The organism is Streptomyces sp. NPDC045021, from assembly GCF_056432645.1.
In genome coordinates this window covers 70,513-94,041 of sequence record NZ_JBWKIQ010000004.1, presented here as the reverse complement: position 1 = coordinate 94,041, position 23,529 = coordinate 70,513, and the positions used below count along the sequence as shown (strand labels likewise).

Genomic DNA, 23,529 nt, shown 5'->3' with positions numbered 1-23,529 from the left:
GGATACATGGACTCGGGAGAACGGCTCGTGACGCCGTCGATCATCGTGTGGGACGTCCACCACGGCGACAGGCCGTTCCGCCGTGTCTGGATCAACAAGGTGAACGTCGGCAAGGCGTACTCCGTCGCGGACGTCGTCGAGTTCGCCCGGCTCTCGGGCTTCGAGAACCTGGACACCGAGGACGAGACGCAGGTGAGTTGGCGCGGGGGCGACTCGAAGGAATGGGGCTCCCGGCCCACCGTCCAGTAGACCGTCGTCGCACGACGCGGATCAGCGGGTGAGGGAACGGGCGAGGCGGAATCCCACGTCGTCGACCTGGAAGCTCGGGTGGCTGCGGCGACGCGCGGAGGCGCGGCAGCTCCAGTGCTCGTCGAACCAGCCACCGCCACGGAGCACCCGGTACGTACCGTAGACCTCGGCGTCATAGACATCCCAGCACCAGTCCCAGACGTTGCCGAGCATGTCGTACAGGCCCCACGGGTTGGGCTGCTTACCGCCCACTTCGTGGATCCGCTCGTCCGAGTTGCCGCGGTACCAGGCGATCTCGTCGAACGGGCCATATCGCGGGCCGGCCGTGCCCGCGCGGCAAGCGTGCTCCCACTCGGCTTCGGTCGGCAGCCGGTACCCGTCGGCGGATGCGTCCCACTCGATGCCCTCGCCGTCGGCGTGGAGTTGATAGGAGGGCGCGAACCCGTCACGCAGGGACAGGGCGTTGCAGAATCGGACCGCGTCCCACCAGGAAACGCCCTCGACGGGCAACCGGTCACCCTGGGCGGCACTCGGCCGCCGGCCAGTGATCTCCGCGTACAGCGCCTGGGTGACCGGGAAGGTCGCCAGCTGGTACGGCGCGACCTCGACCGACCAACTGCGCTGCGTCCGCCGGTCGGACAGCGTCACCTGCCCCGGCGGGATGACGACCAACTCGTTTTCTGCGCTCAGATCCATGGGGAGATGATCCTACGGTCACCCCGTCCCGGACGACCGCACGGCCGGGTCGGCAAGAGGACCGGGGCATCGTCGCGCACCGCCGTCGACCACGTCGGAATCGGGCATCGCGCGCGTGCGCACAAGCCGGTGGGCGGAATACGGGAAGGAGAGCCTTTCCGCGTATCCGAATATCCGCATACGCGAGTGACTCATTCGTTGAAATTGTTCGTACGCTTATCGCATCGCAGTCGCAAATGGGTGACATTTCCCTATCACTCGAATGCGCCTCATTCCGGATTGCGTGACTCCGTAATATGCCGATGACAGAAGTCGGCGCCTCTGTTTGGCGAAGAAGCACCGATTGCGCCATTACCCCACACAGGAGTTGGCCCCTCGATGACCCTGAATGCCCCTGCAGTTCCCAATGCACGCACCATCTCGGCCTGGATCGCAGCGCTGATCGCAGCGATCATGGCCGCTCTGATGGTTGCCATGACGTCAAGCCCGGCACAGGCCCTCGCAACACCCGTACCGCTGGCGACGGCGGACAGTTTCGCGGTGTTGGCCGGTCAGTCGGTCACCAACACCGGTCCTTCGGTGATCACCGGAGACCTCGGAGTCAGTCCGGGTACGGCGATTTCCGGTTTCCCGCCCGGCCTGGTGCTCGGAGCCCAGCACTCCGCCGACGGGGTTGCGCTCCAAGCCAAGAGCGACCTGGTCACGGCGTACAACAACGCCGCCGGGCAGGCGACAAGCACGGGCGGTGCTCTTCCCCCGGACGCCGGCGGCCTGACGCTGGTTCCGGGCGTCTACACCGCCTCCTCCACTCTCGGGCTCACCGGCACCCTGACCCTGGACGCCCAGGGCGACCCGAATGCCGTCTGGGTCTTCCAGGTCGGCTCCGGTCTGACGACGGCGTCCGCCAGCCGCGTGCTCCTCATCAACGGTGCCGCACCGTGCAACGTGTTCTGGCAGGTCGGAAGTTCGGCCGTCCTCGGCACCAACTCCACTTTCGTGGGCAACATCCTGGCGCTGACGTCGATCAGTGCCACCACGGGGGCCAGCATCGACGGCCGGGCGCTGGCGCGTAACGGCTCGGTGACGCTGGACACCAACAGGATCACCCGGGCGACGTGTGCGGCCGGCACCGCGGGTGGCGTGATCACGGGTGGCACCGGCCTGATCGCCGGCACTACCACCGGTGGCACCGCAACCGGTGGCACCGCAACCGGCGGAACCGCCACGGGCGGCGGCGGCCTGATCGCCGGCGTGACAACCGGTGGCACCAACGGCGGTCTGCTCGGTGGTGTTCTGACCGGTGGTGTCATCGGTGGCACTCCTGGCGGCCTCATCGCCGGAACCACGGGCAGCGCGGCAGCGGGCACCACCGGCAGTCCCACCGCGGGTACCACCACCGGGGGCTACCCGGGCGGTGACAACGGCGGGAACAACGGCGGAGAAAACGGTGGCTACCCCGGCGGTGACAACGGCGGGAACAACGGCGGAGAGAACGGTGGTTACCCCGGCGGTGACAACGGCGGGGAAAACGGTGGCTACCCCGGCGGTGACAAGGGTGGAAAGCACGGTGGCCACGGCTACGGTGACCAGCCTCAGGGTCACGACAACCAGGGCCAGCCGCACGATGTGCACGGCGGCTACGGATCCGATCAGGGAGATCATCACAACGACTACGCGTAGCACCAAGGCCGGGGCCGGGGCAGGCCATGTGATGCCCACTCGCCCCGCAGGTGCGCGAAGTCGCAGCTGAGCCTGCACCTCGCGACACGTTGGGTGCTCGGACCGGTCGCCCGCACGGGCGACCGGTCTGAAGCGCGCGGCGGATCGTCATCGACTCCGCCGCGCGCTGCCGGCGCGAGCAGGTGCCCCCGGCCGCCCTGGCGGCGCACTACCCCGTGAACAACCGTCTTCGCCGGTAGGCCTCAGAGCGGCGGCGGGAAATCGTGATGTGTGGAGTCTTGGAACTCCGCCCCGATGTACGACTTGATGGCATCGGTGATGAGCTGCCCGGAGGCGACCGGGTTCAGCGCCCTCGCCTGCAAAATCTCGTAGATGACGCCGCAGCGCTGCACGTCGAAAGGTTTCTCCAGGTAGAGATCGCTGGTACCCCCCTCCAGGTACACAACGCTTCGATCCGAGGCGTCCGCGAACTCGACGATCGAGAACTGCCCCGCCATGCCAGGATGCGCTCCCGCGTGGTGCGGAAGGACCTGCACGGTGACGTGCGGTCGGCCGCTCAGGTCGAGCAGTCGCTCCAACTGCTCCCTCATGACCTCGGCATCGCCCACAATGCGCCGCAAGGCCGACTCGTCCAGCACGACCCACAGCCGCAGCGGGCGGTCCAGGTCCTCGATCCGCCACTGACGGCGCAACCGTACGTGAACCCAAGTGTCGATCTGTTCTGCCGTGGCGTGCGGGATCGTTCCTGCAATGACCGCTCGGGCATAAGCGGGAGTCTGCAGCAGTTCGGGGATCACCATGGATTCGTAGCAGCGGATGCCCGCGGCGTCGGTTTCGAGGTCGATGTAGACGGTGTGCGGGATATCGCCGTACTCCTTCCACCAGCCCGATCGACCCGATTCCTCGGCCATCCGCATCAGCGCGTCGACAATCTGCGGATCCTGGACCCCGTACACCTCACAGAGATCGCGGACATCGCGTGAGTTGACCCTGCGGCGGCCATTCTCCAGAAGGCTGATCTTTGCTTGCGAGACCAGCAATTGCTGTGCCACTTGTTGGGCTGTCAGACCCCTGCTCTTTCGAAGCGCGCGAAACTCCGATCCCAGTCGGCGTCTTCCGACAGTGGGATTGACGTGGGGCGACACAGGACAGCTACCTCCGCTACAGAACCTGAGGACAGCCGCTGGGCAGCCGTACCGACGACCGCTCAGCGATCCGCTTGCAGATTAGGCGGTCGGGGCTGCAGAAACGATCAACCTCCGGCGTGTTTCCTTCTAACGGGTGGTTGACATTGCGTCGTGCCCTCCGGGCCGGGGCTCTCCCTCGCCGGGCGGCGTCTGGCGCGCGGACCCATGGCTGTGCTTATGGTGAGCCGTCACATGCGTCCGACCAGAGGGGAACTGATGGTGCGTAGGGCCAAGGTCATCCGATGCGCCGCCGCGTTCGCGGTGGCGCTGTTGCTCTCCGCCGGGTTCACCCCGACGGCCTCCGCCCATGGCGTCCCGGCGAAGCCCAACCCGGTGGCTGTCCGGCTCGACGCCTACTGGAGCCCGGCCCGGATGGCGGCCACCCTGCTCGGAGACACGGTCACCGGCGCCCAGGCCGGACCGTCGGCCCCCACCCTTTCCCCCGCCGTGGACGGTCCTCGGCCGGGTGAGTACATCCCGCCCAGCAGGAGCTTCGACGGCATTCCCCAGGCCGGCACCTTCTTCTGGACCGACGCCACCGGCACCGGCCGCACGTGCAGCGGATCCGTGGTGCGCAGTCCCGGCCACGACCTGGTGCTCAGCGCCGGGCACTGCCTGAAGGGCTACTCCGGCACCTCCCCCAAGCGCAACCTGGCCTTCGTGCCGCAGTACCACGACGGGTTGAAGCCGTTCGGCATCTTCCCCGTCGCGAACAACGGCGTTTACGTCTCCCAGCAGTACTACGACCTGGGCGAGCACGCGGGGGCCGAGTACGACTTCGCCTTCGCGGTCACCGAGCCCAACCAGGACGGGACGCGACTGGAGGACGCGGTCGGCGGGGTGCGGTTGCTCACCGGAACGGGGTTCTACCACGCGCCGGTACGGATGATCGGATACCCGGGCGGCGCGGCGAAGCCGCTGGAGTGCTGGAGCTGGACCACCAAATGGGTCAGCGACGACCCGGCCGACCCGGGCACCTTCCCGCGTATCGCGTGCGATGCCTTCGTGGGCGGGACCAGCGGCGGGCCGATGCTGGTTCCGTGGCCGGGCGGCTGGGCGGTGATCGGGGTCATCGGCGGCTACCACACCGGCGGGAACACCCCCAAGGTGTCGTACAGCGCCTACTTCGGCGCCGCCACCCAGGCCCTCTACCGCGCCGCGATCTCCGGCGCCACACCGGCGGGGCCCACCTCCTGAGGCCGTCGGATCCTGGAGCCGGGCCGCGGGGAAAGCCGGGGTCGCCCGCAGAATGCCTGCGCCGGCGACCGGTTGGTCCCGACCACGCCGATACCGCCGCCACCCTGCGCGAAGTGTCGGCCGTGCCAGGATGTTCAGCGCAACAGGTAGGACGGCGGCGCGAACGAAGGATGAGATGACGACCTCGGGCAGCGGTACCTCGTCACGGGCCATGCTGGGGACCTGGCCGACGCCGCTCGAACCCATGCCGCGGTTGGCCCGCGCGCTTGGCCTGGGTCCGGACGACCTGTGGGTGAAGCGGGACGACCTCACCGGCCTGGGCGGCGGCGGGAACAAGGTGCGCAAGCTGGAGTGGCTCTGCGGCGCGGCACTCGACGGCGGCGCGACGGTTCTGGTGACCACCGGTGCGCCACAGAGCAACCACGCACGTCTGACGGCGGCTGCCGCCGCCCGGTTGGGACTCGACGCCGTCCTCGTGCTCGTCGGCACACCCGGATCGTCGAGGTCCGGCAACCTCGCACTCGACGGGCTGTTCGGCGCGACGGTCGTCTGGGCCGGTGACGTCGATCGAGAGGCTCTCAACGCCACCGCCGAGCAGGTCGTCGACGGGTTGCGTGGGCAGGGCGCCGTTCCGGTGCTCATCCCGTTCGGCGGTTCGAGTGTGGTCGGTGCGCGCGGCTACGTCGAGTGCGGGCGGGAGCTCCTCACTCAGGCCCCCGACCTGTCGACTGTCATCGTCACGGTCGGATCCGGCGGAACCATGGCCGGCCTGGTCGGCGCCCTGGGTTCCTCGCGGGTGCTCGGCGTCCACTGCGGCGCCGTCGCCGATCCGTCACGGACCGTGTCCGAGCTCGTCTCGGGGCTGTGCGGGGAACGGTGCGCGCCGGAAAGCCTGAGGATCCGGCTCGACCAGGTCGGTGACGGTTACGCCTCCTTGACCGATCAGGTCATGGCCGCCCTTCTCCTCGCCGCCCGCACCGAAGGGGTCGTGCTCGACCCCATCTACACCGGACGCGCGATGGCCGGCCTGGTCGCGGCGGTTCACGAGGGCGCCGTCGTGCCCGGGCAACGCACGGTCTTCCTGCATTCGGGCGGCCTGCCCGGCTTCTTCGGCCATCCGCCGACCGTCGCGGGAGCCGAGGCCGCATTGACCGTCGCAACCTCGCCGGGACTCGATCACGCCTGATTCGGCGACCTTCCTCGGCGGCCGCTGGGACTGATGTCCTGCCATCGCCGCAGGCCGGGCCGCCGGACGCGGTGGCGCGATGGAAAAGAGCCGTTTCCGGTGCCACAGTGGGAGAGTGATGTTGCCGTCGGCTCCATCCCCCAGCTCCGTCCGGGCGACCCGAGCCGCCGACACGGTGGCGGACGCGCTGGAAGCGCCCGGGAGCCCTGAGCGCGGCTGCACCGCGGAAAGAGAGTTCCCATGTCGGTCGGCGGATCCGAGGGCCTGGGTGAGGCACTGGCCGCGGCGGAGACCGCGCCACCGGTGGAATCCGTCGATGTCATCGCCACCGCGCTGCGACGACAGCTCGGTGCCCGTTCGGTCTCGTTCCTGATCACCGACTTCACCGGCAGTTCCGTGGTGCGCATGGGGACCACGGAGAGTGTCGACGTCGACCGTCCCGCTGATCCGATCACCGTGCCGGGCACCGTGTACGACGAGGTGATCCGGACCCAACGCCCCTGTGTGGAGATCGTCGGCGACAGCACGTGGACCCGGGTGATCGCGCCGGTGACCAACCGGGGAGACGCCATCGGGCTGCTGGAGCTTCACCTGCCGCACCGCCCGAGCCCCGACACGATGCGGGAGATCAGCCAGAGCGCGCACGCTCTGGCCTACATCATCATCGCGAACCGGCCGTTCACCGACCTGTACCAATGGGGTCGGCGCACCACCCCGCTGAGTCTGGCCGCCGAGATCCAGCACCGGCTCCTTCCCACGTCCCTGGCGTGCGAGGCAGCGCAGTTCGCGGTGGCCGGCGCGCTGGAGCCCGCCGAATTCGTCGGCGGAGACACCTTCGACTACGTCATGGACCGCGACCACGTCCAGTTGTCCGTCACCGATGCCATGGGCCACGACGTGGACGCCGCACTGCTGGCCACCCTCCTGGTCGGCGCGCTGCGCCGCGCGCGCAGGCAGGGCGCAGACCTGGCCGAGCAGGCGAGACAGGCCGACCACGCCGTGGCCGAGCACAGCGGTGGCCGGTACGTCACCGGCCAACTGCTGCGCATCAGTCTGCTCAGTGGCCGTACCGAGTTCATCAACGCCGGCCACCCCTGGCCGCTGCGCATGCGGAGCGGGAAGGTCGAACAGATCGTCCCCCTCGTGGACATGCCCTTCGGTTTCCTGAACCCGCACAACTACAAGGTCCAATCCTTGGACCTTCGTCCGGGCGACCGGCTGGTGATGCTCACCGATGGCGTGCTGGAGCGCAGCTCCACCGACATCGACCTGTCAGCCATCATCGAACGCACCCAGGACCTCCACCCCCGCGAGGCCGCCCGCATTCTGATCGAACACGTCATCAACGCGCATGACAGCCATCTGGAGGACGACGCGACGGTGATGTGCCTGGACTGGTACGGCGTCGACGACACACTGCGCGACGCGGATCACGGCGCCGACCTCACGGAAGCCTCGCCTGCCGACAACTCCGCGGACTGCCTGCCGGCCGGACCGGCGACCTGACCAGCAATCTGGCCCCGCAGCCTGACCGGCGACCTTCCGTCCGGCCCGGCGCAGCGACGGGTTGCCCCAGAAGAACATGCCGTGGCACTTGGTGCGGAGGCGCCAGTCTTCTCGGCAGTGGGCTGCCGCCTGATTCCCTGGATCCTGGCCGCATGCCGGGATGGCTAGGCTGCCGGTATGGATACGGCCATGACCGGCAACGGGGCCCCCGGGCCCGTGGTTCTCAACGTGATGGAGCTGGCGGCCGATCCGGAGCGGGAGGCCCGGTTCGCGGAGTCGGCCCACCGGATCCTGGCGGACCTGGTCCGTGAAGGCGCCGCGCTCGGTTGGGTCGAACCACCGACGCGCGCTGAGGTTGCGGAGCTCCTCGGCCATGTGGTCGCCGCGGTGCATGCCGGGGACGGGGCACTGCGTGCGGCATATCTCGGCCGTCGGCTTGTCGGGTTCGGGTACTGGCTGCGCTACGCGCGACCGACTCATCGGCCGCACGCCGACCTGGAGAAGATCGCGGTGGATGCCGCCGTCCACGGCCGAGGCATCGGGCGGACCGTGACCGAGGCCCTGATCGCCGACGCCCGGCTGGCGGGAATCGAGGTCCTCACCCTGGACGCCCGCGGCGACAACAGCAACGCCCTGCACCTCTACCGGTCGCTGGGATTCACCGAGTACGGCCGTCTGCCCGACTTCGTCGCCGTCGACGAACGCCGCTACGACAAGGTCTTCTGCATGCTGGACCTCCGCGGTCCGAGCTGACCACGGTCAGCCGGCCGGCGGTCGGGGCGTGCCCAGGAGCAGGGCCACCAGGCGCTCTGCCTGCTCGCGTGGGTCCGTCGCGTCGGCAGGGCCGGTCATCAGCAGGTGGTGGACGGTTCCGACGAGGGCGAGCGCGACCGCGGGCGTGTCGGTACCGTCCGCAACGCGTCCAAGGCTCCTTTCGGCGTCCAGGTAGTCGGTGATCGCACCCTGGATGGTCGCGAAGCCCGGTGCACCGGCCTCCAGCGCCTGCCGGATCCGCAGGGACGCGTCGGGCCGGGTGACGGCGAGACCGGCAACGGTGGGGCCCGCGGAGGTCAGCAGCGCGAGGGCGACGGTGACCAGGTTCCCGGCCACAGTGGCCCGGCCCGCGAGTCCGGGCAGTTCGCCCGCCTGTCGTGCGGTGCGCGCGAACCGGTCCAGAACCAGTTCGGCGACGAATTCGTCGAGCCCGGCGAAGTGGGCGTGCAGCATCCCCTTGGCGCAGTTCGCCTCACCGGTGATGCCCCGGCTGGTCAGGGCGGCCGGCCCCTCTCGCGCCAGAACCCGTTCGGCGGCGGCGAACAGCCGCTCGCGAATGTCCGGGATGGCCACTCCACGCGGTGACATCAGGCCTCTCCTGCAAGGTCGCGGCAGACCCGCCGAGCGCGAGGTTGCCAGTATGGGCATGCGCCCATACTGTTTGGGCACTCGCCCATACTAGCCCTGGCAAGCCGCGCAGCCAGTCGGAGGTTCGGAATGCAGCACGTCGTCAACACCGCCCAGGCACAGGCATGGAACGGATACGAGGGCACGCATTGGGCCCGGAACCAGGATCGTTGGGACGCCGTGAACGAGGGCTTCAACGAACCTCTGCTCGCCGCGGCCGCGATCGGCGAGCAGGACCAGGTGTTGGACATCGGCTGCGGCGCCGGGCGCACGACGCGGTTGGCAGCGCGCCGTGCGGCGAACGGCCGGGCCGTGGGCCTGGACCTGTCGGCGCCGATGCTGGAGCGCGCCCGGGAGTCGGCACAGCGCGAGGACCTTACCAACGCAGCCTTCGAACAAGGAGACGCTCAGGTCCACGCCTTCGAACCGGGCTCGTTCGACGTCGTGATCAGCCGCTTCGGAGTGATGTTCTTCGCCGATCCCCTCGCCGCGTTCACGAACATCGGCAGTGCGTTGCGCCCCGGCGGCCGCATGGCGCTCGTCTGCGCCTCGGACGCCGAGCGCAACGAGTGGCTCCAGGCCATCGCGGAACTGCGCAAGTTCCTGCCCACCGGGGAGTTCGGCGCGCCGGAAAGTCCGGGAATGTTCTCCCTGGCCGACCCGGACAGCACCGGTGCGATGCTGTCCGCCGCCGGATTCACGCACATCGCCACAACGCGCGTGGAGGCGTACGGGATCTGGGGCGAGGACGCCGGCGATGCGGCCGCCTTCCTGCTGAATTCCGGTCCCGGACGGCATCTGATGAACCAGGTGGAAGCCGAAACGCGGGACCGGGCCCGCCGGGCGCTCACGGACAACCTGCGCGCTCACGAGGAACACGGCGCGGTACGACTGCGCAGCACCGGCTGGCTGATCACCGCCGATCGCCCGCTGTAGGGAGGACAACGGGCGCCGTCCCGGCCGGGTGCGGCTCCCGGCTCCCGCGGGCGCCGCCGACCTCTACCGGCTACTTCCTCGGGGGCGAAGCCGGCTGCGGGCCGGCGAGTTGTTGGCTGAGCCAGCCGATGGCTGCCGGGTACTCGGCGATCCAGGTGTTGTAGTTGTGGCCACCCGTCGCGAGCAGCATGGTCTTCACCCGCACCTTGCTGCCCTCAGCCGCCCGGACGAACTGCTCGATGGAAGCCGGCGGGCTGTCGCGGTCCTGGGCCGAGGTCGCGAGGAAGATACCCACATCGGCTCGGGAACCTTCGACCAGGTGCGTCGGGCTGTTGCGCTGCCGCACGGCCGGCTCGGGCAGTACCGACGGGTCGCCGGTCAGCGGGTCGGGATCGAGCGCGGCGCCGGCGCCGAACACGCGTGGGTACTGCAGCGGAAGCTTGGCCGCGCAGTAACCGCCGGTGGAGAACCCCATCACCCCCCAGCCCTTGGGATCGGGCATCGTCCGGAACTTCTGCCGCAGCAGTTCAGGGACATCCGCCGACAGCCAGGTGGCGACCTTGCGGTCCGGAACATCGCTGCAGTCGGTGTCGACACTGCCCGGGTTGATCACCGGCATGGCCAGGATGAACGGGTGCGCCTGGTGGGCGGTGACCAGCTTCTGGAAGGCCTCCGGCATGCCGCCGTGCTCCAACCAGGACTGGGGCGACCCGGGCACTCCGTGCAGCAGCATCAGCACGGGAAAGCGGGTGGATCGGAACCGGGGGTCGTCGTACTCCGGCGGCGTCCAGACGATGACCTGTCCGGAGAGCTTGGAGTGCGTTCCGTGAAAGTAGGTGTCGAGGATCCCGTTGTCGCTGCGGTTGAACTGGGCCCGGGCCACGGGCGGGCCGGGCATCGCGATGGTGTTGCTGTTGTCCGGCGTGCCGAACAGGTCGGCCCAGGAGGAGTAGAGGCCGTAACTGTTGTTCATCCATACGGCCACCACGGAGATCGCGGTGAGCTGACACAGCACAATCATGACCAACCGGGTCAGCGCTCGCACCAGGCGCGGTCCGGGAATCTTCGCCCACAGGAGCATCGTGCCGATGACCATCAGCAACGTCACGGTGATCAGCAGGACGGAGAACGATGTTCCGGTCAGACTCACGCAGCAGCCTCCTGCCCTGGTGCAGCCGTACGGCAGCTGGTCCGTCCCCTACGAAGGGCACGGCGCTTGCCGAGCACCGGGTCGGGATCCGGTGCTCGTTGTCAACGTCTCATACCATGCGGCCGACGGATGTGCGGCATGCCCGAACCCTCATGGACCGCCCCGGAATCCCGGCCCATTCGGCGCCACCGCCGCCCGCCAACGCTTCACGGTCCCTACTACGTGTCGATCTCTATGTATCGATCGGCGTCCGCCTCGCCTGCGGTTAAGGTCGCCTGCATGGCTGAGCCCTCCTACCTGACCGCCGTTCGGGAGTCGTACGACGGCGCTGCCGCCGACTACGCCAGACTCGTCAGAGCCCCGACCGAACTGGATCCGCTGACACGCGCGATGATGGCCGCATTCGCCGAACTCGTGCTCGCCGCCGACCGCGGACCGGTCGCGGACCTCGGATGCGGGCCGGGCCAGGTGACGGCGCATCTGACCACGTTGGGGTTGTCCGCGTTCGGCATCGATCTGTCATCGAAGATGATCGAGTTGGCCCGGCACGCGAACCCGGGTCTGCGGTTCGCGGAGGGCTCGATGACCGCGCTGGATCTCGGGAACGACGAGCTGGGCGGCATTCTGGCCTGGTACTCCACCCACCACACACCACCTGAGCTGCTTCCGGTGGTGTTCGCCGAGTTCCACCGCACCCTCGCACCCGGCGGATACCTGCTGCTGGGCGACTACGTGGGTGACGAGCACGTGCGTCCGACGCAGGCGTACGGCCATCCGGTGTCCTACGAGTCCTACTTCCTGCCGCTGAACCGCATCGCCGAACTTCTGGGCCGGGCCGGACTCGTCGTCACCGCCCGGTTGGAGCAGGAGCCCACAGCTCGCGTGAGGAGGCAGTACGCCTGCCTCCTGGCCCGCAAGCCCGAGTCGGCCCAACCCTCGGCGGCCGGCCGGTAGGTGCACACCTTCACTCCTGTTGCGCTGATGACCGTGGAGACCATTCGTACTGGCGACGGCCCGGCCAACTCCACGCCCACTCCATGAGATAGTGGGCGTTTCGGACCTGCCGGGGCGAATCTCCTGCCCCCGGCATCACCGGCGGATGACGGGCCCGGTCCCCTCCTCGCCCGCGGCAGGGATGGCTTCGCGCCCGAACCCACGGCGAACGGCGACCGGGCACCACACCTCGCCGACACCGGTGGGACATGAAGGGTGAGCAGATGAGCGCGCGTTTCGAGGAGATCGACTGGCGCCCTACGCCGATGGGCGACATCAGTCTGCGGCGCCGACGCGACCCCGTGTCGGGCAACGAGGTGTACGAGGTGAAACTCGGTGACGAGTTCCTCATGTCCAGCCTCTTCACCGCGGGCGAGATCGCGCTCACCCGGCTCGGCCTCGCGCACCTGCCGGGCGCTGAACTGGATGTCGTCGTGGGCGGGCTGGGGCTGGGATACACCGCGCAGGCGGCGTTGGAGGACCCGCGGGTGCGCTCGCTCATCGTGATCGACGCGCTCGGCGAGGTGATCGAGTGGCACAAACGCGGTCTGGTACCACTCGGTGCCGGGCTGGCGTCCGACGCCCGCTGCCGCCTGGTCCAGGGCGACTTCTTCGCGATGGTCGGTGACCCCACCGGACTGGATCCCCAAACGCCGGACCGCCGCTTCCACGCGATCCTGCTGGACGTCGACCACTCTCCCCGCCATGTGCTGCATCCACGCCACGCCGCGCTATACCAGCCGGCGGGACTGCGCGCACTTGCCGATCGCCTCCACCCCGACGGTGTCTTCGCCCTGTGGTCGAACGACCCGCCGGACGAAGAGTTCACCTCCGTCCTCGCGGAGGTCTTCGCGGAATCTCAGGCCCACGTCGTGGACTTCGACAACCCCCTGCAGGGCGGAACCGCGACCAACACCGTCTACGTGGCGAGGAATGCTCAGCCGTAGAACGGCGGAACCAGAGGTCGCATCGGCGCCATGACGGTGCGGCGAAGGGTGCGCGGCGGCGATATCGGCCGGCAGTCCGCACTCCGGCCGCCCAAGGGGCCGTAGTGCCGCAGTCAGCCCACCAGACCGGCGGGCGCCGGGTCGGCCGGTCCCGCTTGGGCCGCGAGGTCGATGCTGTGACCCGTTCGCTCGACCTTGGTCCGCAGGTAGCGGAGGTTGCTGTCGGTCGCGAAGACCCCGGTGGGTACGCGGTCGCGGATGGACACGCCGTGCGCGCGCAACTGCCGTGCCTTGTCCGGGTTGTTCGACAGCAGATCCACGCTGCCCGCCCCCGGGGCGTGCATCTGGGCCGCGGACCGACCGCGACACCGTGACCGCGCGCACCCGCTTCCGGGCGTCGGCACGCGCTCCGACACCTACATCAAGCCCGAGAACTTCCGATCGCGCCCCCGCCACCCGTCCAACCTTGCGCGAGAACCAGCGTTCTCCTAAGCTGAACCCAGATGAGAACGTGCGTTCTCCCGCAGGAAGGACACATCATGCCCGAGCAGAGGCCGCCGCTGCCGCCGTTCACCGCCGAGAGCGCCTTGCGGAAGGTCAGGGCCGCCGAGGACGCCTGGAACAGCCGCGATCCGGAGCGGGTCTCCCTCGCGTACACCGAGGATTCCGAGTGGCGCAATCGCGACGTGTTCGTCACCGGCCGCGCCGAGATCGTGGAGTTCCTGCGCGGCAAGTGGGAGCGGGAGCTGGACTACCGTCTGCGCAAGGAACTGTGGGCCTACACCGACCACCGCATCGCGGTGCGCTTCGAGTACGAATGGCACACCGATCAGGGCCAGTGGTACCGCAGTTACGGAAACGAGAACTGGGACTTCGACGAGAACGGCCTGATGCGGCGCCGCTACGCGAGCATCAACGACCTCGCCATCTCCGCCGACGAACGTCGCATCTCGCTCTGACGCGGTCCCCGCGTCCGTCGAACCCGCATCGCGTCCGTTGACGACCGCGGTTCGGCCCCCCGTCCGGCGAGGGGGCGGCCCCGTCCTCCCCCGGCGGCGGCCGCTCCCTCGTCCCTGCCGCCGGGAAGGACACCTGTCAGGCGCGCCGGGTGCCGCCGGCGGTGGAGTCGAGAATGATGCGGACGGCGTCCTTCGCCTGGCGTGCGGGCTGGGGCGTTCCGGAGATCGCGGCCGTGGTGATGGCGCCCTCGGCCAGCAGGGCGACATGGTCGGCCACCCACGCCGGTTCGCCGGCGGCGGCCACGAGGTCGGCGAGATACCGCCGGAAGGCGTCCTTGTGGGCGCGGGCGATGGCGGCCACTTCCGGCGAGGTCGCGCCGAGTTCCCCGAACGAGTTGATGAAGGCGCAGCCGCGGAAGTCCGGTTCGTCGAACCAGTCGTAGAGCCAGTCGAAGACCGCAAGAATGCTCTCGCGCGGCGAGGGGCGGGCATCGGCGTACTCGGCCAGCCGGCGGCGCCATCCGGCGTCGCGCCGCCGCAGGTACGCCTCGACGAGGTCCCCCTTGGAGGGATACAGCTGGTAGAGGCGTTTCAGGGAGACGCCGGACGTGGAACGGATCTCGTCCATCCCGACCATCTGGATCCCGCGGTCGTAGAACAGCACCTCGGCCGCGTCCAGGACACGCGCCTCGGCCAGCTCGGGACTCAGCACCGCCACCCATCTCCCCTCACATCGAGAACCATCGTTCTCCCATGTTAGCAACAACCCGGGGAGAGCCACGCTCCACACCCCGCGCACCGGCCTCCATCAATTGGAGAATCATCACCAATTCCCCATCGAGCGTGGTGTGTTGACACAAGGAGACGTCACGTCGCATTCATGTTCATCTCGCGAGCTGGTTCACCCGTTGACACTCTCCGTGGCCGGGCACTAACTTCTCGCATTGTCGCCACACCAGGAGCACAAGGCTCCCCGGGACTAGCGACGCCGAAGGACGCTCTCCAATTGACGACAGCGACCGAAATCCTCGAGATTCAGTCCTGCACACCGGTTGCGAATGCGACCGAAGCCTTCGAAGTCCAGCCCTACACTTCCCACTGCGAGGTGATCTGTGCTGAGGGCGATCATGCCGTGATCGGCGTGTCGCCAGGGAACAGCTACTTCTCCGCACAGCGCATCAGCGATCTCGCCCGCTGGGGCACCGACCACTTCAAGCAGGTCGACTTCGTCTATACCGACCTCCATGTCGCCGAGATGTACGAGGCATTCGGCTATACGCCGGATGACGCCCGGCGCAAAGCCGTCAAGAATCTGCGCGGCGTGCGGGCCAAGGTGACCAACGCGGTGGAAGCCGCCTCCTTCGGGGGCAGGCTCAGGGCCCACGCCATGTCGGATTTCGTGGACAACCCGGCCTACCGCAGAATCCACGACCACCTCTGGTCCCTTCTGGACACCGATGCGGAGTTCCGCAGGACCTGCGACACGCTCGTGGACTCCTTCCTCACCTCCAAAGTCCTGGACGGCAGGGCCAGTACGGAGCGGCAGCGCGAAGTGTGCCTCAAGTACGTCTGCGCGGAGGCCCCTTTGTTCCTGGACACTCCCGCCATCCTGGAAGTCCCGTCCTCCCTGAACTGCTATCACCAACTTCTGCCGATGGCCGAACTCCTCTACTCGCGCGGGTTCGGACTGCGAGCCTCGCGCAACCAGGGACACGCCATCGTCACACCCGCACAAGGAGCCTCCGATGTCCGTTGAGACGCTGCTCGACCCGCAGGCCGGGACGCTGCTCGACTTCCCGTTCTCCTGGCGCGGCGACCAACTGCCGCACGAGATCGAGGCCTTGCGCAAGGAACCCGTCAAGCGGGTCCGGACGATCGCCGGTGACGAGGCGTGGCTGGTCTCCTCCCATGCCCTGTGCAAGCAGGTGCTGGAGGACACCCGGTTCAGCCTGAAGGACACCTCGATGCCGGGTGCGCCGAGGCAGTACGCGTTGACGATCCCTCCGGAGGTCGTCAACAACATGGGCAACATCACCGGGGCGGGGCTTCGCAAAGCGGTGCTCAAGGCCATCAACCCGAAGGCCGACGGCCTGATGGAGTGGATGCGTGCGCACGCCGCCGGCCTCGTCGACGGTCTGACCGCGCAGGGGGCGCCGGCGGATCTGCGGGCGCAGTTCTCCAACCCGTACTCGGAGGCGATGCACTGCCGCATCCTCGGCATCCCGCAGGGCGACGCTCCCCGCCTGGCCGCGAGTCTGGACATCGCGTTCATGAACTCGGCCTGCCCGGTCAGCGGTGCGAAGCTGAACTGGGACCGCGACATGGCGTACATGGTGGAGCGTCTGGACGACCCGTCCACCACCGGGCTGATGGCCGACATCGCGGCTCTGCGCCAGGACCCGCAGTACGCCCATCTCACGGACGAGATGCTCGCCACGGTCGGTGTGACCATGTTCGGCGCGGGAGTGATCTCGACCTCGGCATTCCTGACCATGGCCGTCTTCTCCCTCATCCAGCATCCCGAGATGTGGGCCGAACTGCGCGAGGACCCCAGCAAGATCCCCGCAGCCGTCGACGAACTGCTGCGGATCAACCTGTCGATCGGCGACGGCCTGCCGCGGCTGGCCCTCGACGACGTCATGCTCGGGGACGTGCTGGTCAGGAAGGGCGAACTGGTCCTGGTTCTCGTCGAGGGGGCCAACTTCGACCCCGAGGTGTTCGCCGATCCGCACCGGATGGACCTCGGCCGTGAGAACACCGCGGCGCATCTGTCGTTCGGCGGCGGCCAGCACTACTGCCCCGCCACCGCGCTCGGCAAGAAGCACACCGAGATCGCCCTGGAGGTCCTGCTGGAGCGGATGCCGGATCTGCAGCTCGCGGTCCCCGTCGAACAGCTCGTATGGCGGACCGGGTTCATGAAGCGGATGCCCGAGAGGCTCCCCGTCATGTGGTAACCGCCCGCCAAGTGGGTCCTCGCCCATTCCGTGACAGCGCGGAACGGGCGAGGACCCTCCGGGTGGACGACAGCCTCCGGCCGGCGCCCCAACCGAACTGGCGGACCACCGCGCGGCCCCCGGATGGCGTGAGGACCCTCTTTACAGTTCAGCTCCTTGCTGACACGGTCGGCCCATCGCCGGGTTCAATTGGGGGGCACGGCGATAGCTGACGTGTCTGGGGGGACCGTTGTGCTGTCCTTGTCTTCGCGTTCGTTGTGGCTGCTCCGCCGGCGATCGCGGTGGCTCGTCCTGACGTCGCTCGTCGCGGTTGTGGCCGCGTTCGTGCCGTTCCTGGCGGCGGGCGGGCCTGCCGTCGCGGACGGCCGACCGGCCGTCCCCGTGGTGGGCGGTACGGCTCCGCCACCCGCTCCGCACCACGGTGTCGCACCGGCGTCCGCCATGGAACCGATCGCTCCGGTCCTGTCCCGGGCCGGCTGGACGGCGGCCGCCAGCGACGAGGAGACGGTCGGGGAGAACGGGCGGGCGGCCAACGTCCTGGACGGCGATGCCGCCACCCTGTGGCACAGCAAGTGGACGGCGCCCGCCACCGCGCTGCCCCACAGCCTCACCATCGACATGCACCGCACCGCGGTGGTGTCCGCGCTCGTCTACCGGCCGCGCACCAACGGTCCCAACGGCCGGGTCGGGGTCTACGCCATCACGCTCAGCGCGGACGGGCTGACGTGGACGCCGCCGGTGGCCACCGGCACGCTGCCCGACGACAGCACCACCAAGACGTTGAACTTCGCGGCCCAGGGAACGAGGTTCGTCCGGCTGACCGCCTCGACCGAGGCCGGCAACCGTGGCCCGTGGACCTCGGCCTCCGAGATCAACCTGCTGGGCGACCCCGGTCTGCCCGCCTCCGTCGTCGAACTTCCCGTCACGGGCTGGACAGCCGTGGCCAGCGACGAGGAGACCGCCGCGCAGAACAACCGCGCCGCCAACGTCCTGGACGGCGACGCCACCACCTTGTGGCACAGCAAGTGGTCCGGCACTCCCACCGCACTGCCGCACTCCATCACCCTGGACATGCACGCCAACCAGCTGGTGTCCGCGCTCAGTTACACGCCGCGGACCTCCGGGGCCAACGGCCGGATCGGCGCCTACACCGTCACCACCAGCCTGAACGGCGTCACCTTCGGAGCGCCACTGGCCGCCGGGACGTGGAAGGACGACGACACGGTCAAGAACGCCACCTTCACGGCCCCGACCACGGCCCGCTTCGTGCGGCTGACCGCCACCAGCGAGGCGGGCGGCCGCGGACCGTGGTCCTCCGCGGCCGAGATCCGCCTCAGCGGGCCCGCCGACCCGGCCGTCGCGGGCCTGTGGAGCCCGGTCACCGGCTTCCCGCTCGTACCGGTGGCCACCGCGCTGCTGCCGAACAACAAACTGCTCGCCTGGTCGGCGTACGCCACCGACCGCTTCGGCGGCAGCAACGGGTACACCCAGACGGCCATCATGGATCTCACCACCGGCCAGGTCACCCAGCGCCGCGTCGACAACACCGGTCACGACATGTTCTGCCCCGGCATAGCGATGCTCGCCGACGGCCGGGTGATGGTCACCGGCGGCAGCAACGCCGCCCGCGCCAGCGTCTACGACCCCCGGACCGATTCCTGGATCGCGGCCGCGGACATGAACATCCCCCGCGGCTACCAGGCCATGACGCTGCTCTCCAACGGCGACGCGTTCGTCATCGGCGGATCCTGGGGCGGCGGCCAGGGCGGCAAGGACGGCGAGGTGTGGTCCGCCGCGTCCGGTACCTGGCGCAAGCTGTCGGGCGTGCCGGTCACCACGACCATGACCGCGGATCCCGCCGGGCCCTACCGGGCCGACAACCACCAGTGGCTCTACGGCGCGTCTAACGGCCGAGTGCTCCAGTTCGGGCCCAGCAAGCAGCTCAACTGGATCGACACCACCGGCAACGGCACCATCACCCCGGCCGGCGTGCGCGCCGACAGCCAGGACGCGATGAACGGCAACGCCGTCGCCTACGACATCGGCAAGCTCCTCACGCTCGGCGGCGCCACCGCGTACCAGAACGTCAACGCCACCAACCGCGCCTACACCGTCGACCTCACCGCCGGCCCGCAGCCCGCCAGCGCCCGCACCGGCGACATGGCCTTCGCCCGCGCCTTCAGCAACAGCGTCGTCATGCCGGACGGCAAGGTCGCCGTCTTCGGCGGCCAGTCCCTGCCCGTCCCGTTCTCCGACGCCACCTCGGTCATGACACCGGAGATCTGGAACCCGGCCACCGGCGCTTTCACCCGCATGGCCACCATGGCCGTGCCCCGCAACTACCACAGCGTCGCGAACCTGCTCCCCGACGGCCGGATCTTCTCCGGTGGCGGCGGGTTGTGCGGCGACTGCGCCACCAACCACTTCGACGGGGCGATCTTCACCCCGCCCTACCTGCTCAATCCCGACGGCACGCAGCGGCCGCGGCCCGCCATCACCAACACCCCGCCCGCGACCGCCGCGTACGGCGCCACGCTGACCGTCACCACCAGCACGCCGGTCACCGCCTTCTCCCTCGTCCGCACCGGAGCGGCCACCCACTCCGTGGACAACGACCAACGGCGCGTACCGCTCGCGCCCCACCAGGTATCCACCGGCGTCTACGAACTGACCGTCCCGACCGACCCGGGTGTGGCACTGCCCGGCACCTATCTGCTGTTCGCTCTGAACGCCGTTGGAGTACCCAGCATCGCGAAGACCATCACCATCGGCTGACCGGCGAATCCGGTCCCGGAGGGTGACCGTGGCTTGCCACGCGCCTGGTTGAACGGTGGATCCGTCCGGGACCGTCGTTCTGAGGCGCTGGGAATGCCATGCCGGCGGGACCGGATCGGGCGGTTGGGGGCTGTCGATGAGCGGGGAGGGGCGACGTCTACAGCCAGCCGCGTTTGGCGGCCTGCAGGCCGGCCTGGAAGCGGGTTTTCGCATCCAGTGAAGCCATCAGGTGGGCCACGCGCCGGGTCATCGTCCGCTGCGTGATGCCGAGCGCGCGGGTAATCGTGGCGTCCTTCATCCCGGCCGCCAGCATGGACAGCAGCTCACGGTCGGCCGTCGCCAGGGAACCCGCCGCGCCCTTCTTGCTGACGGCCAGCGGCGTCGCCCGTTCCCACAGCAGATCGAAGCAGGTGACCAGAGCCGTCAGAAGCGGAGAGGGATGGACGAACAGGGCCGCCATCGACTCGGTCGCCTCGAAGTTCAACGGGATCATCGCGGCGCGCCGATCCGCGATGAGCATCTTCATCCGCACCTTCGGCAGGCTTCGGGCCTGCTCACCCGCGTCGATACAGTCCTGGACGAACGGCATGCGCCCTTCGAGCGACACCGCGTCGTAGATCACCCGGCAACTGATCCCGCGGCCCAGCAGCTGGAATTCGATCGGGTTGAACGTCGGGCTGCTGAAGTACGGCGGACAGTCGATGACCTGCATCTCCTCCTCCGAGCCGAGCTGCATCCGCTCGACGCGGTTCAGCTGTGCCTCGCGCCCTTCCACCAGCTCGACGAGCTCGCTCGGGTGTCCCGCACCGGCCCCCTGGAAACGCAGGGCCAGCGAGCGGACGTGGGCGCGGAGCTCCTCCAGTTCCTGCTGCCGGCGGGCGGCGAGGGAGCCGACGGCTGCTTCGGGAGGGGACGCGACGTAGCGCACGGGTGCCCCCGTCAGCCGCGTGATGAGGCCGGCGTCCACCAGGCGACCCAGGGCCGGACGGATGCGTGCCGCGGTGGAGCCGTCCAGTGCGGCCAGCTGCGCGGCGGTGCTGCGCGGAGCGGAGAGAAGATGCAGGTAGAGGGCGCTTTCGATCTCGCCGAGCCCCACCGGGGCCAGGAAACCGTCGGACACAGGACCCCCAAAATGGGCGCGTCTACTTATGGTCAATGTCTACTATCCGGCATTCCCCAAAAGAGGGGGTCGGTTTACGGTGGGTTTCAGCCAATCCGTTCGAATCACTGGATCGGCCTCCCCAGCGGCAACACTCCGCAACGGCCCCGCTCGGCCTTCGGACACTTTTCACCCGGGGTCGATGCCGCCGCACCGGAAGGATCCGCGCTGTGCCGGTCTCCATCCAGTCCCAGCTCCGCCAACGCATCTTCACCGTGCCCACCGTCGCGGTGTCGGTTCCCACCGCCCGACGGCGGGCACGGGCGCACTTCGCGGAGTGGGATCTGGATGTGGAGCACCCCGTGGTGGAGTCGGCCCTGTTCATCCTGACCGAACTCCTCACCAACAGCGTCCAGCACACCGCGCACCGTTCACCGACCGCCGACATCATCCTGGCGCTCGGCCCGCGCAGCCTCATCGTCGCCGTGCACGACCGTCACCCCCACTGCCCCCGACCGACGCATGCCCCGCACGCCGACGGAAGCGGCGGCTGGGGCCTGCGCCTGGTGGCTGATCTCGCCGCCGAGGCCAACGGCAGCACCCACGCGCACACCGACGCCGACGAGCAGGGAAAGACGATCCTGGTCCGCCTGCCCCGCCCCGACCGGCTGCTGCCGTGCACCCGCGACAGCTTTCCGTACTCCCCGTAGGAGCTGGGCACGGCTCAGGCGGCAGTGCGGCGGAACGAGGACCGGTAGGCGTACGGGGTCACCCCGACGACACGTTTGAAGCGCTCGCGAAACGCGGTCGGTGACCCGAAGCCGGCCTGCGTCGCGATCCGCTCGACCGCGTACTCGGTCGTCTCCAGCAGGAACTGGGCCCGGCGCACGCGCGCACGCAGCAACCACTGCAGTGGTGTGGTTCCGGTCTGCTCCCGGAAGCGCCGGCTGAAGGTCCGCTCACTCATCCCGCTGCGCGCGGCCATGGCCTCCAGAGTGACGTCCTGCCCTAGATGGTCCTCGATCCAGGACAGCACCGGCTCCAGGAGCGATCCGCGCGGTACGGGCGGCTGCGCGTGGACGATGAACTGGGCCTGACCGCCCTCCCGTTCCAGCGGCACGACCGCCATCCGGGCGGCGTCGGCCGCCACGGCGGAACCCAGGTCGCGGCGGATCATGTACAGGCACAGATCCAGGCCGGCCGCCGCGCCCGCGGAGGTGAGGAGCCGGCCGTTGTCGACGTACAGGACATCGGGCTGCACCTCGACGAGGGGAAACCGTTCAGCGAGCTGCTCCGCCGCCACCCAGTGGGTCGTCGCGCGCAGCCCGTCCAGCAGGCCCGTCGCCGCGAGGATGAACGCGCCACTGCAGATCGACGCGATGCGGGTGCCCGAGGCGGCCGCGGCGCGCAGCGCGTCGAGAACGTCCGGTCCCGGCGGCGGGGCGTCTTCCGAGCAGCCCGGCACGATGATGGTGTCCGCGTCCGCCAGCGCCTCGAGCCCCCACGGAACGCGCAGCGTGAAGGCCTCGCCGGCCACCTCCGGCGCAGCGCCGCAGACCCGTACGCGGTAGGGCCGGCGCCCGTCGGGAAGGCGGGTACGCCCGAACACCTCGATGGGCGTCGCCATGTCGAACGCCACCACATGATCCAGGACAAGGACTGCGACCGTATGCACGGAGTCCACGATAGGTGAGTTCCCGCCACAGAGGTACGGCGGTGTTCAAGAGCCCTGGACCGCAAAGTGTGCACGTCAAGGAGTTGGCGGGAACCCGTTGCCCTTTGTCGTTCCAGCCCATGGGAAGCCTCTGACGATCCGCCTAGCGTGTGGTGCGGTAACGCTGCGAGCGACGAAAGAAGGACTGCCCCATGCTTGCCCAGATCGTCCTGTTCGATGGATTCGATCCCCTGGATGTCATCGCTCCGTACGAGGTGCTGCACGCCGCGGGCATGTTCACCGAAGGGGCGGTGCGCGTGGAGCTGGTGACCGCGGAAGGACCCCGTGAGGTCCTCAGCGGCGCCGGCCCTCTCACCCTGCGCTCCACCGCCCCGCTGGACCCGGTGCGCGCCGACGTGATCATCCTGCCGGGCGCCGTCGGCGAGTTCCCCTCGGAAGCGTCGACCAGCGAGGAGGAGCTGCAGCGCGGCATCCCCGCCATCCTCGGCCGGACTCTGCAGACCGACCTCCCCCGCCTGGCGGAGGAGGCACTGCACCGCGAGGACACCATCGTCGCGACGGTCTGCGGCGGTTCGCTGATCCTGGCCATGGCGGGCCTGATCGAAGGCCGTCACGCCACCACCCACCACTTGGGCCTCGAACTGCTGGAGGCCACCGGAGCCCGCCCCGTACAGGCCCGGGTCGTCGACGACGGTGACCTCGTCACCGGGGCCGGCGTCACATCCGGCCTCGATCTCGCCCTGTACCTCATCGAGCGCGAAGTCGGCCCGCGCGTCGCCCACAGTGTGGAACGGCTCTTCGCCCACGAGCGACGCGGCGTCGTCTGGTCCACCCGTGGACAGACCCCCGCCCTCGTCCTCTGACGCCCTCGTCCTCTGAACCGACCGGCGCCCCCCGCCCATCAATTGCCCGCCGACCACGGGCCGCTGTCCGGCGCCC

The 23,529-nt window shown here is 69.2% G+C and carries 23 protein-coding genes; 15 read left to right on the top strand and 8 right to left on the bottom strand.

Going from position 1 to position 23,529, the window contains the following annotated elements; all coding sequences use genetic code 11:
* Positions 1-6 precede the first annotated feature (6 nt).
* Complete coding sequence (locus AC07DC_RS14570) at positions 7-249, top strand: hypothetical protein (RefSeq protein WP_478914732.1); 243 nt, start codon at positions 7-9, stop codon at positions 247-249.
* 21 nt (positions 250-270) lie between these two features.
* On the opposite strand, the gene AC07DC_RS14565 is transcribed toward AC07DC_RS14570, so the two are convergent.
* Positions 271-945: a formylglycine-generating enzyme family protein gene (locus AC07DC_RS14565; protein ID WP_478914731.1), complete on the bottom strand. Its 675-nt coding sequence runs from the start codon at positions 943-945 to the stop codon at positions 271-273.
* Between the two features lie 474 nt (positions 946-1,419).
* On the opposite strand from AC07DC_RS14565, the gene AC07DC_RS14560 reads away from it, so the two are divergent.
* On the top strand, positions 1,420-2,625 hold the full coding sequence (locus AC07DC_RS14560; protein WP_478914730.1) for an ice-binding family protein: 1,206 nt from the start codon (positions 1,420-1,422) through the stop codon (positions 2,623-2,625).
* A 242-nt stretch (positions 2,626-2,867) separates the two neighbouring features.
* Here the strand turns inward: AC07DC_RS14560 and AC07DC_RS14555 are convergent, their stop codons facing one another.
* On the bottom strand, positions 2,868-3,770 hold the full coding sequence (locus AC07DC_RS14555; protein WP_478914729.1) for a helix-turn-helix domain-containing protein: 903 nt from the start codon (positions 3,768-3,770) through the stop codon (positions 2,868-2,870).
* Between the two features lie 234 nt (positions 3,771-4,004).
* On the opposite strand from AC07DC_RS14555, the gene AC07DC_RS14550 reads away from it, so the two are divergent.
* The 4 genes from AC07DC_RS14550 to AC07DC_RS14535 all read left to right on the top strand — a co-directional run bounded on the left by AC07DC_RS14550 (position 4,005) and on the right by AC07DC_RS14535 (position 8,454).
* A complete protein-coding gene (locus AC07DC_RS14550) occupies positions 4,005-5,009 on the top strand; it encodes a trypsin-like serine peptidase (protein ID WP_478914728.1) in 1,005 nt (334 codons plus the stop codon).
* 175 nt (positions 5,010-5,184) lie between these two features.
* Entirely contained in the window at positions 5,185-6,195 is a 1,011-nt protein-coding gene (locus tag AC07DC_RS14545) for a pyridoxal-phosphate dependent enzyme (protein WP_478914727.1), read from the top strand.
* A 240-nt stretch (positions 6,196-6,435) separates the two neighbouring features.
* Positions 6,436-7,701, top strand: a complete 1,266-nt coding sequence (locus AC07DC_RS14540) for a PP2C family protein-serine/threonine phosphatase (protein WP_478914726.1) — start codon at positions 6,436-6,438, stop codon at positions 7,699-7,701.
* Positions 7,702-7,890: 189 nt separating this feature from the next.
* Positions 7,891-8,454, top strand: a complete 564-nt coding sequence (locus tag AC07DC_RS14535; protein WP_478914725.1) for an N-acetyltransferase family protein — start codon at positions 7,891-7,893, stop codon at positions 8,452-8,454.
* A gap of 6 nt (positions 8,455-8,460) precedes the next feature.
* On the opposite strand, the gene AC07DC_RS14530 is transcribed toward AC07DC_RS14535, so the two are convergent.
* Complete coding sequence (locus AC07DC_RS14530) at positions 8,461-9,063, bottom strand: TetR family transcriptional regulator (RefSeq protein ID WP_478914724.1); 603 nt, start codon at positions 9,061-9,063, stop codon at positions 8,461-8,463.
* A 129-nt stretch (positions 9,064-9,192) separates the two neighbouring features.
* Here AC07DC_RS14530 and AC07DC_RS14525 point away from each other — a divergent pair, with 129 nt between their 5' ends.
* Positions 9,193-10,038, top strand: coding sequence for a class I SAM-dependent methyltransferase (locus AC07DC_RS14525; protein WP_478914723.1), 846 nt, complete (start codon positions 9,193-9,195; stop codon positions 10,036-10,038).
* A 70-nt stretch (positions 10,039-10,108) separates the two neighbouring features.
* On the opposite strand, the gene AC07DC_RS14520 is transcribed toward AC07DC_RS14525, so the two are convergent.
* Entirely contained in the window at positions 10,109-11,188 is a 1,080-nt protein-coding gene (locus AC07DC_RS14520; RefSeq protein WP_478914722.1) for an alpha/beta hydrolase, read from the bottom strand.
* Positions 11,189-11,467: 279 nt separating this feature from the next.
* Here AC07DC_RS14520 and AC07DC_RS14515 point away from each other — a divergent pair, with 279 nt between their 5' ends.
* On the top strand, positions 11,468-12,142 hold the full coding sequence (locus tag AC07DC_RS14515; RefSeq protein WP_478914721.1) for a class I SAM-dependent methyltransferase: 675 nt from the start codon (positions 11,468-11,470) through the stop codon (positions 12,140-12,142).
* A gap of 263 nt (positions 12,143-12,405) precedes the next feature.
* Complete coding sequence (locus AC07DC_RS14510) at positions 12,406-13,128, top strand: polyamine aminopropyltransferase (RefSeq protein ID WP_478914720.1); 723 nt, start codon at positions 12,406-12,408, stop codon at positions 13,126-13,128.
* 113 nt (positions 13,129-13,241) lie between these two features.
* Here AC07DC_RS14510 and AC07DC_RS14505 read toward each other — a convergent pair whose 3' ends face one another.
* Positions 13,242-13,448 (bottom strand): hypothetical protein, encoded by a 207-nt coding sequence (locus AC07DC_RS14505; protein WP_478914719.1) that lies wholly within the window; start codon positions 13,446-13,448, stop codon positions 13,242-13,244.
* Positions 13,449-13,667: 219 nt separating this feature from the next.
* Between AC07DC_RS14505 and AC07DC_RS14500 the strand changes: the two genes are divergently transcribed.
* Positions 13,668-14,087 carry a nuclear transport factor 2 family protein gene (locus AC07DC_RS14500; protein ID WP_478914718.1) on the top strand — a complete coding sequence of 140 codons (420 nt, stop codon included), beginning with the start codon at positions 13,668-13,670 and terminating at the stop codon, positions 14,085-14,087.
* A gap of 136 nt (positions 14,088-14,223) precedes the next feature.
* Here the strand turns inward: AC07DC_RS14500 and AC07DC_RS14495 are convergent, their stop codons facing one another.
* Positions 14,224-14,799 carry a TetR/AcrR family transcriptional regulator gene (locus tag AC07DC_RS14495; protein WP_478915126.1) on the bottom strand — a complete coding sequence of 192 codons (576 nt, stop codon included), beginning with the start codon at positions 14,797-14,799 and terminating at the stop codon, positions 14,224-14,226.
* Positions 14,800-15,093: 294 nt separating this feature from the next.
* On the opposite strand from AC07DC_RS14495, the gene AC07DC_RS14490 reads away from it, so the two are divergent.
* The 3 genes from AC07DC_RS14490 (at position 15,094) to AC07DC_RS14480 (ending at position 19,816) form a co-directional block, all read left to right on the top strand.
* Positions 15,094-15,843 carry a cyclodityrosine synthase gene (locus tag AC07DC_RS14490; protein ID WP_478914717.1) on the top strand — a complete coding sequence of 250 codons (750 nt, stop codon included), beginning with the start codon at positions 15,094-15,096 and terminating at the stop codon, positions 15,841-15,843.
* Positions 15,833-17,041 (top strand): cytochrome P450, encoded by a 1,209-nt coding sequence (locus tag AC07DC_RS14485; RefSeq protein ID WP_478914716.1) that lies wholly within the window; start codon positions 15,833-15,835, stop codon positions 17,039-17,041. The genes AC07DC_RS14490 and AC07DC_RS14485 overlap by 11 nt, the downstream gene beginning before the upstream one ends.
* 240 nt (positions 17,042-17,281) lie before the next feature.
* Positions 17,282-19,816, top strand: a complete 2,535-nt coding sequence (locus tag AC07DC_RS14480; protein WP_478914715.1) for a discoidin domain-containing protein — start codon at positions 17,282-17,284, stop codon at positions 19,814-19,816.
* A gap of 157 nt (positions 19,817-19,973) precedes the next feature.
* On the opposite strand, the gene AC07DC_RS14475 is transcribed toward AC07DC_RS14480, so the two are convergent.
* Complete coding sequence (locus tag AC07DC_RS14475) at positions 19,974-20,912, bottom strand: helix-turn-helix domain-containing protein (RefSeq protein ID WP_478914714.1); 939 nt, start codon at positions 20,910-20,912, stop codon at positions 19,974-19,976.
* A 233-nt stretch (positions 20,913-21,145) separates the two neighbouring features.
* Here AC07DC_RS14475 and AC07DC_RS14470 point away from each other — a divergent pair, with 233 nt between their 5' ends.
* Positions 21,146-21,625, top strand: a complete 480-nt coding sequence (locus AC07DC_RS14470; RefSeq protein ID WP_478914713.1) for an ATP-binding protein — start codon at positions 21,146-21,148, stop codon at positions 21,623-21,625.
* 14 nt (positions 21,626-21,639) lie between these two features.
* On the opposite strand, the gene AC07DC_RS14465 is transcribed toward AC07DC_RS14470, so the two are convergent.
* Positions 21,640-22,590: a GlxA family transcriptional regulator gene (locus AC07DC_RS14465; RefSeq protein ID WP_478914712.1), complete on the bottom strand. Its 951-nt coding sequence runs from the start codon at positions 22,588-22,590 to the stop codon at positions 21,640-21,642.
* A gap of 191 nt (positions 22,591-22,781) precedes the next feature.
* Between AC07DC_RS14465 and AC07DC_RS14460 the strand changes: the two genes are divergently transcribed.
* A complete protein-coding gene (locus tag AC07DC_RS14460; protein WP_478914711.1) occupies positions 22,782-23,453 on the top strand; it encodes a DJ-1/PfpI family protein in 672 nt (223 codons plus the stop codon).
* The last annotated feature ends 76 nt before the right edge of the window (positions 23,454-23,529 follow it).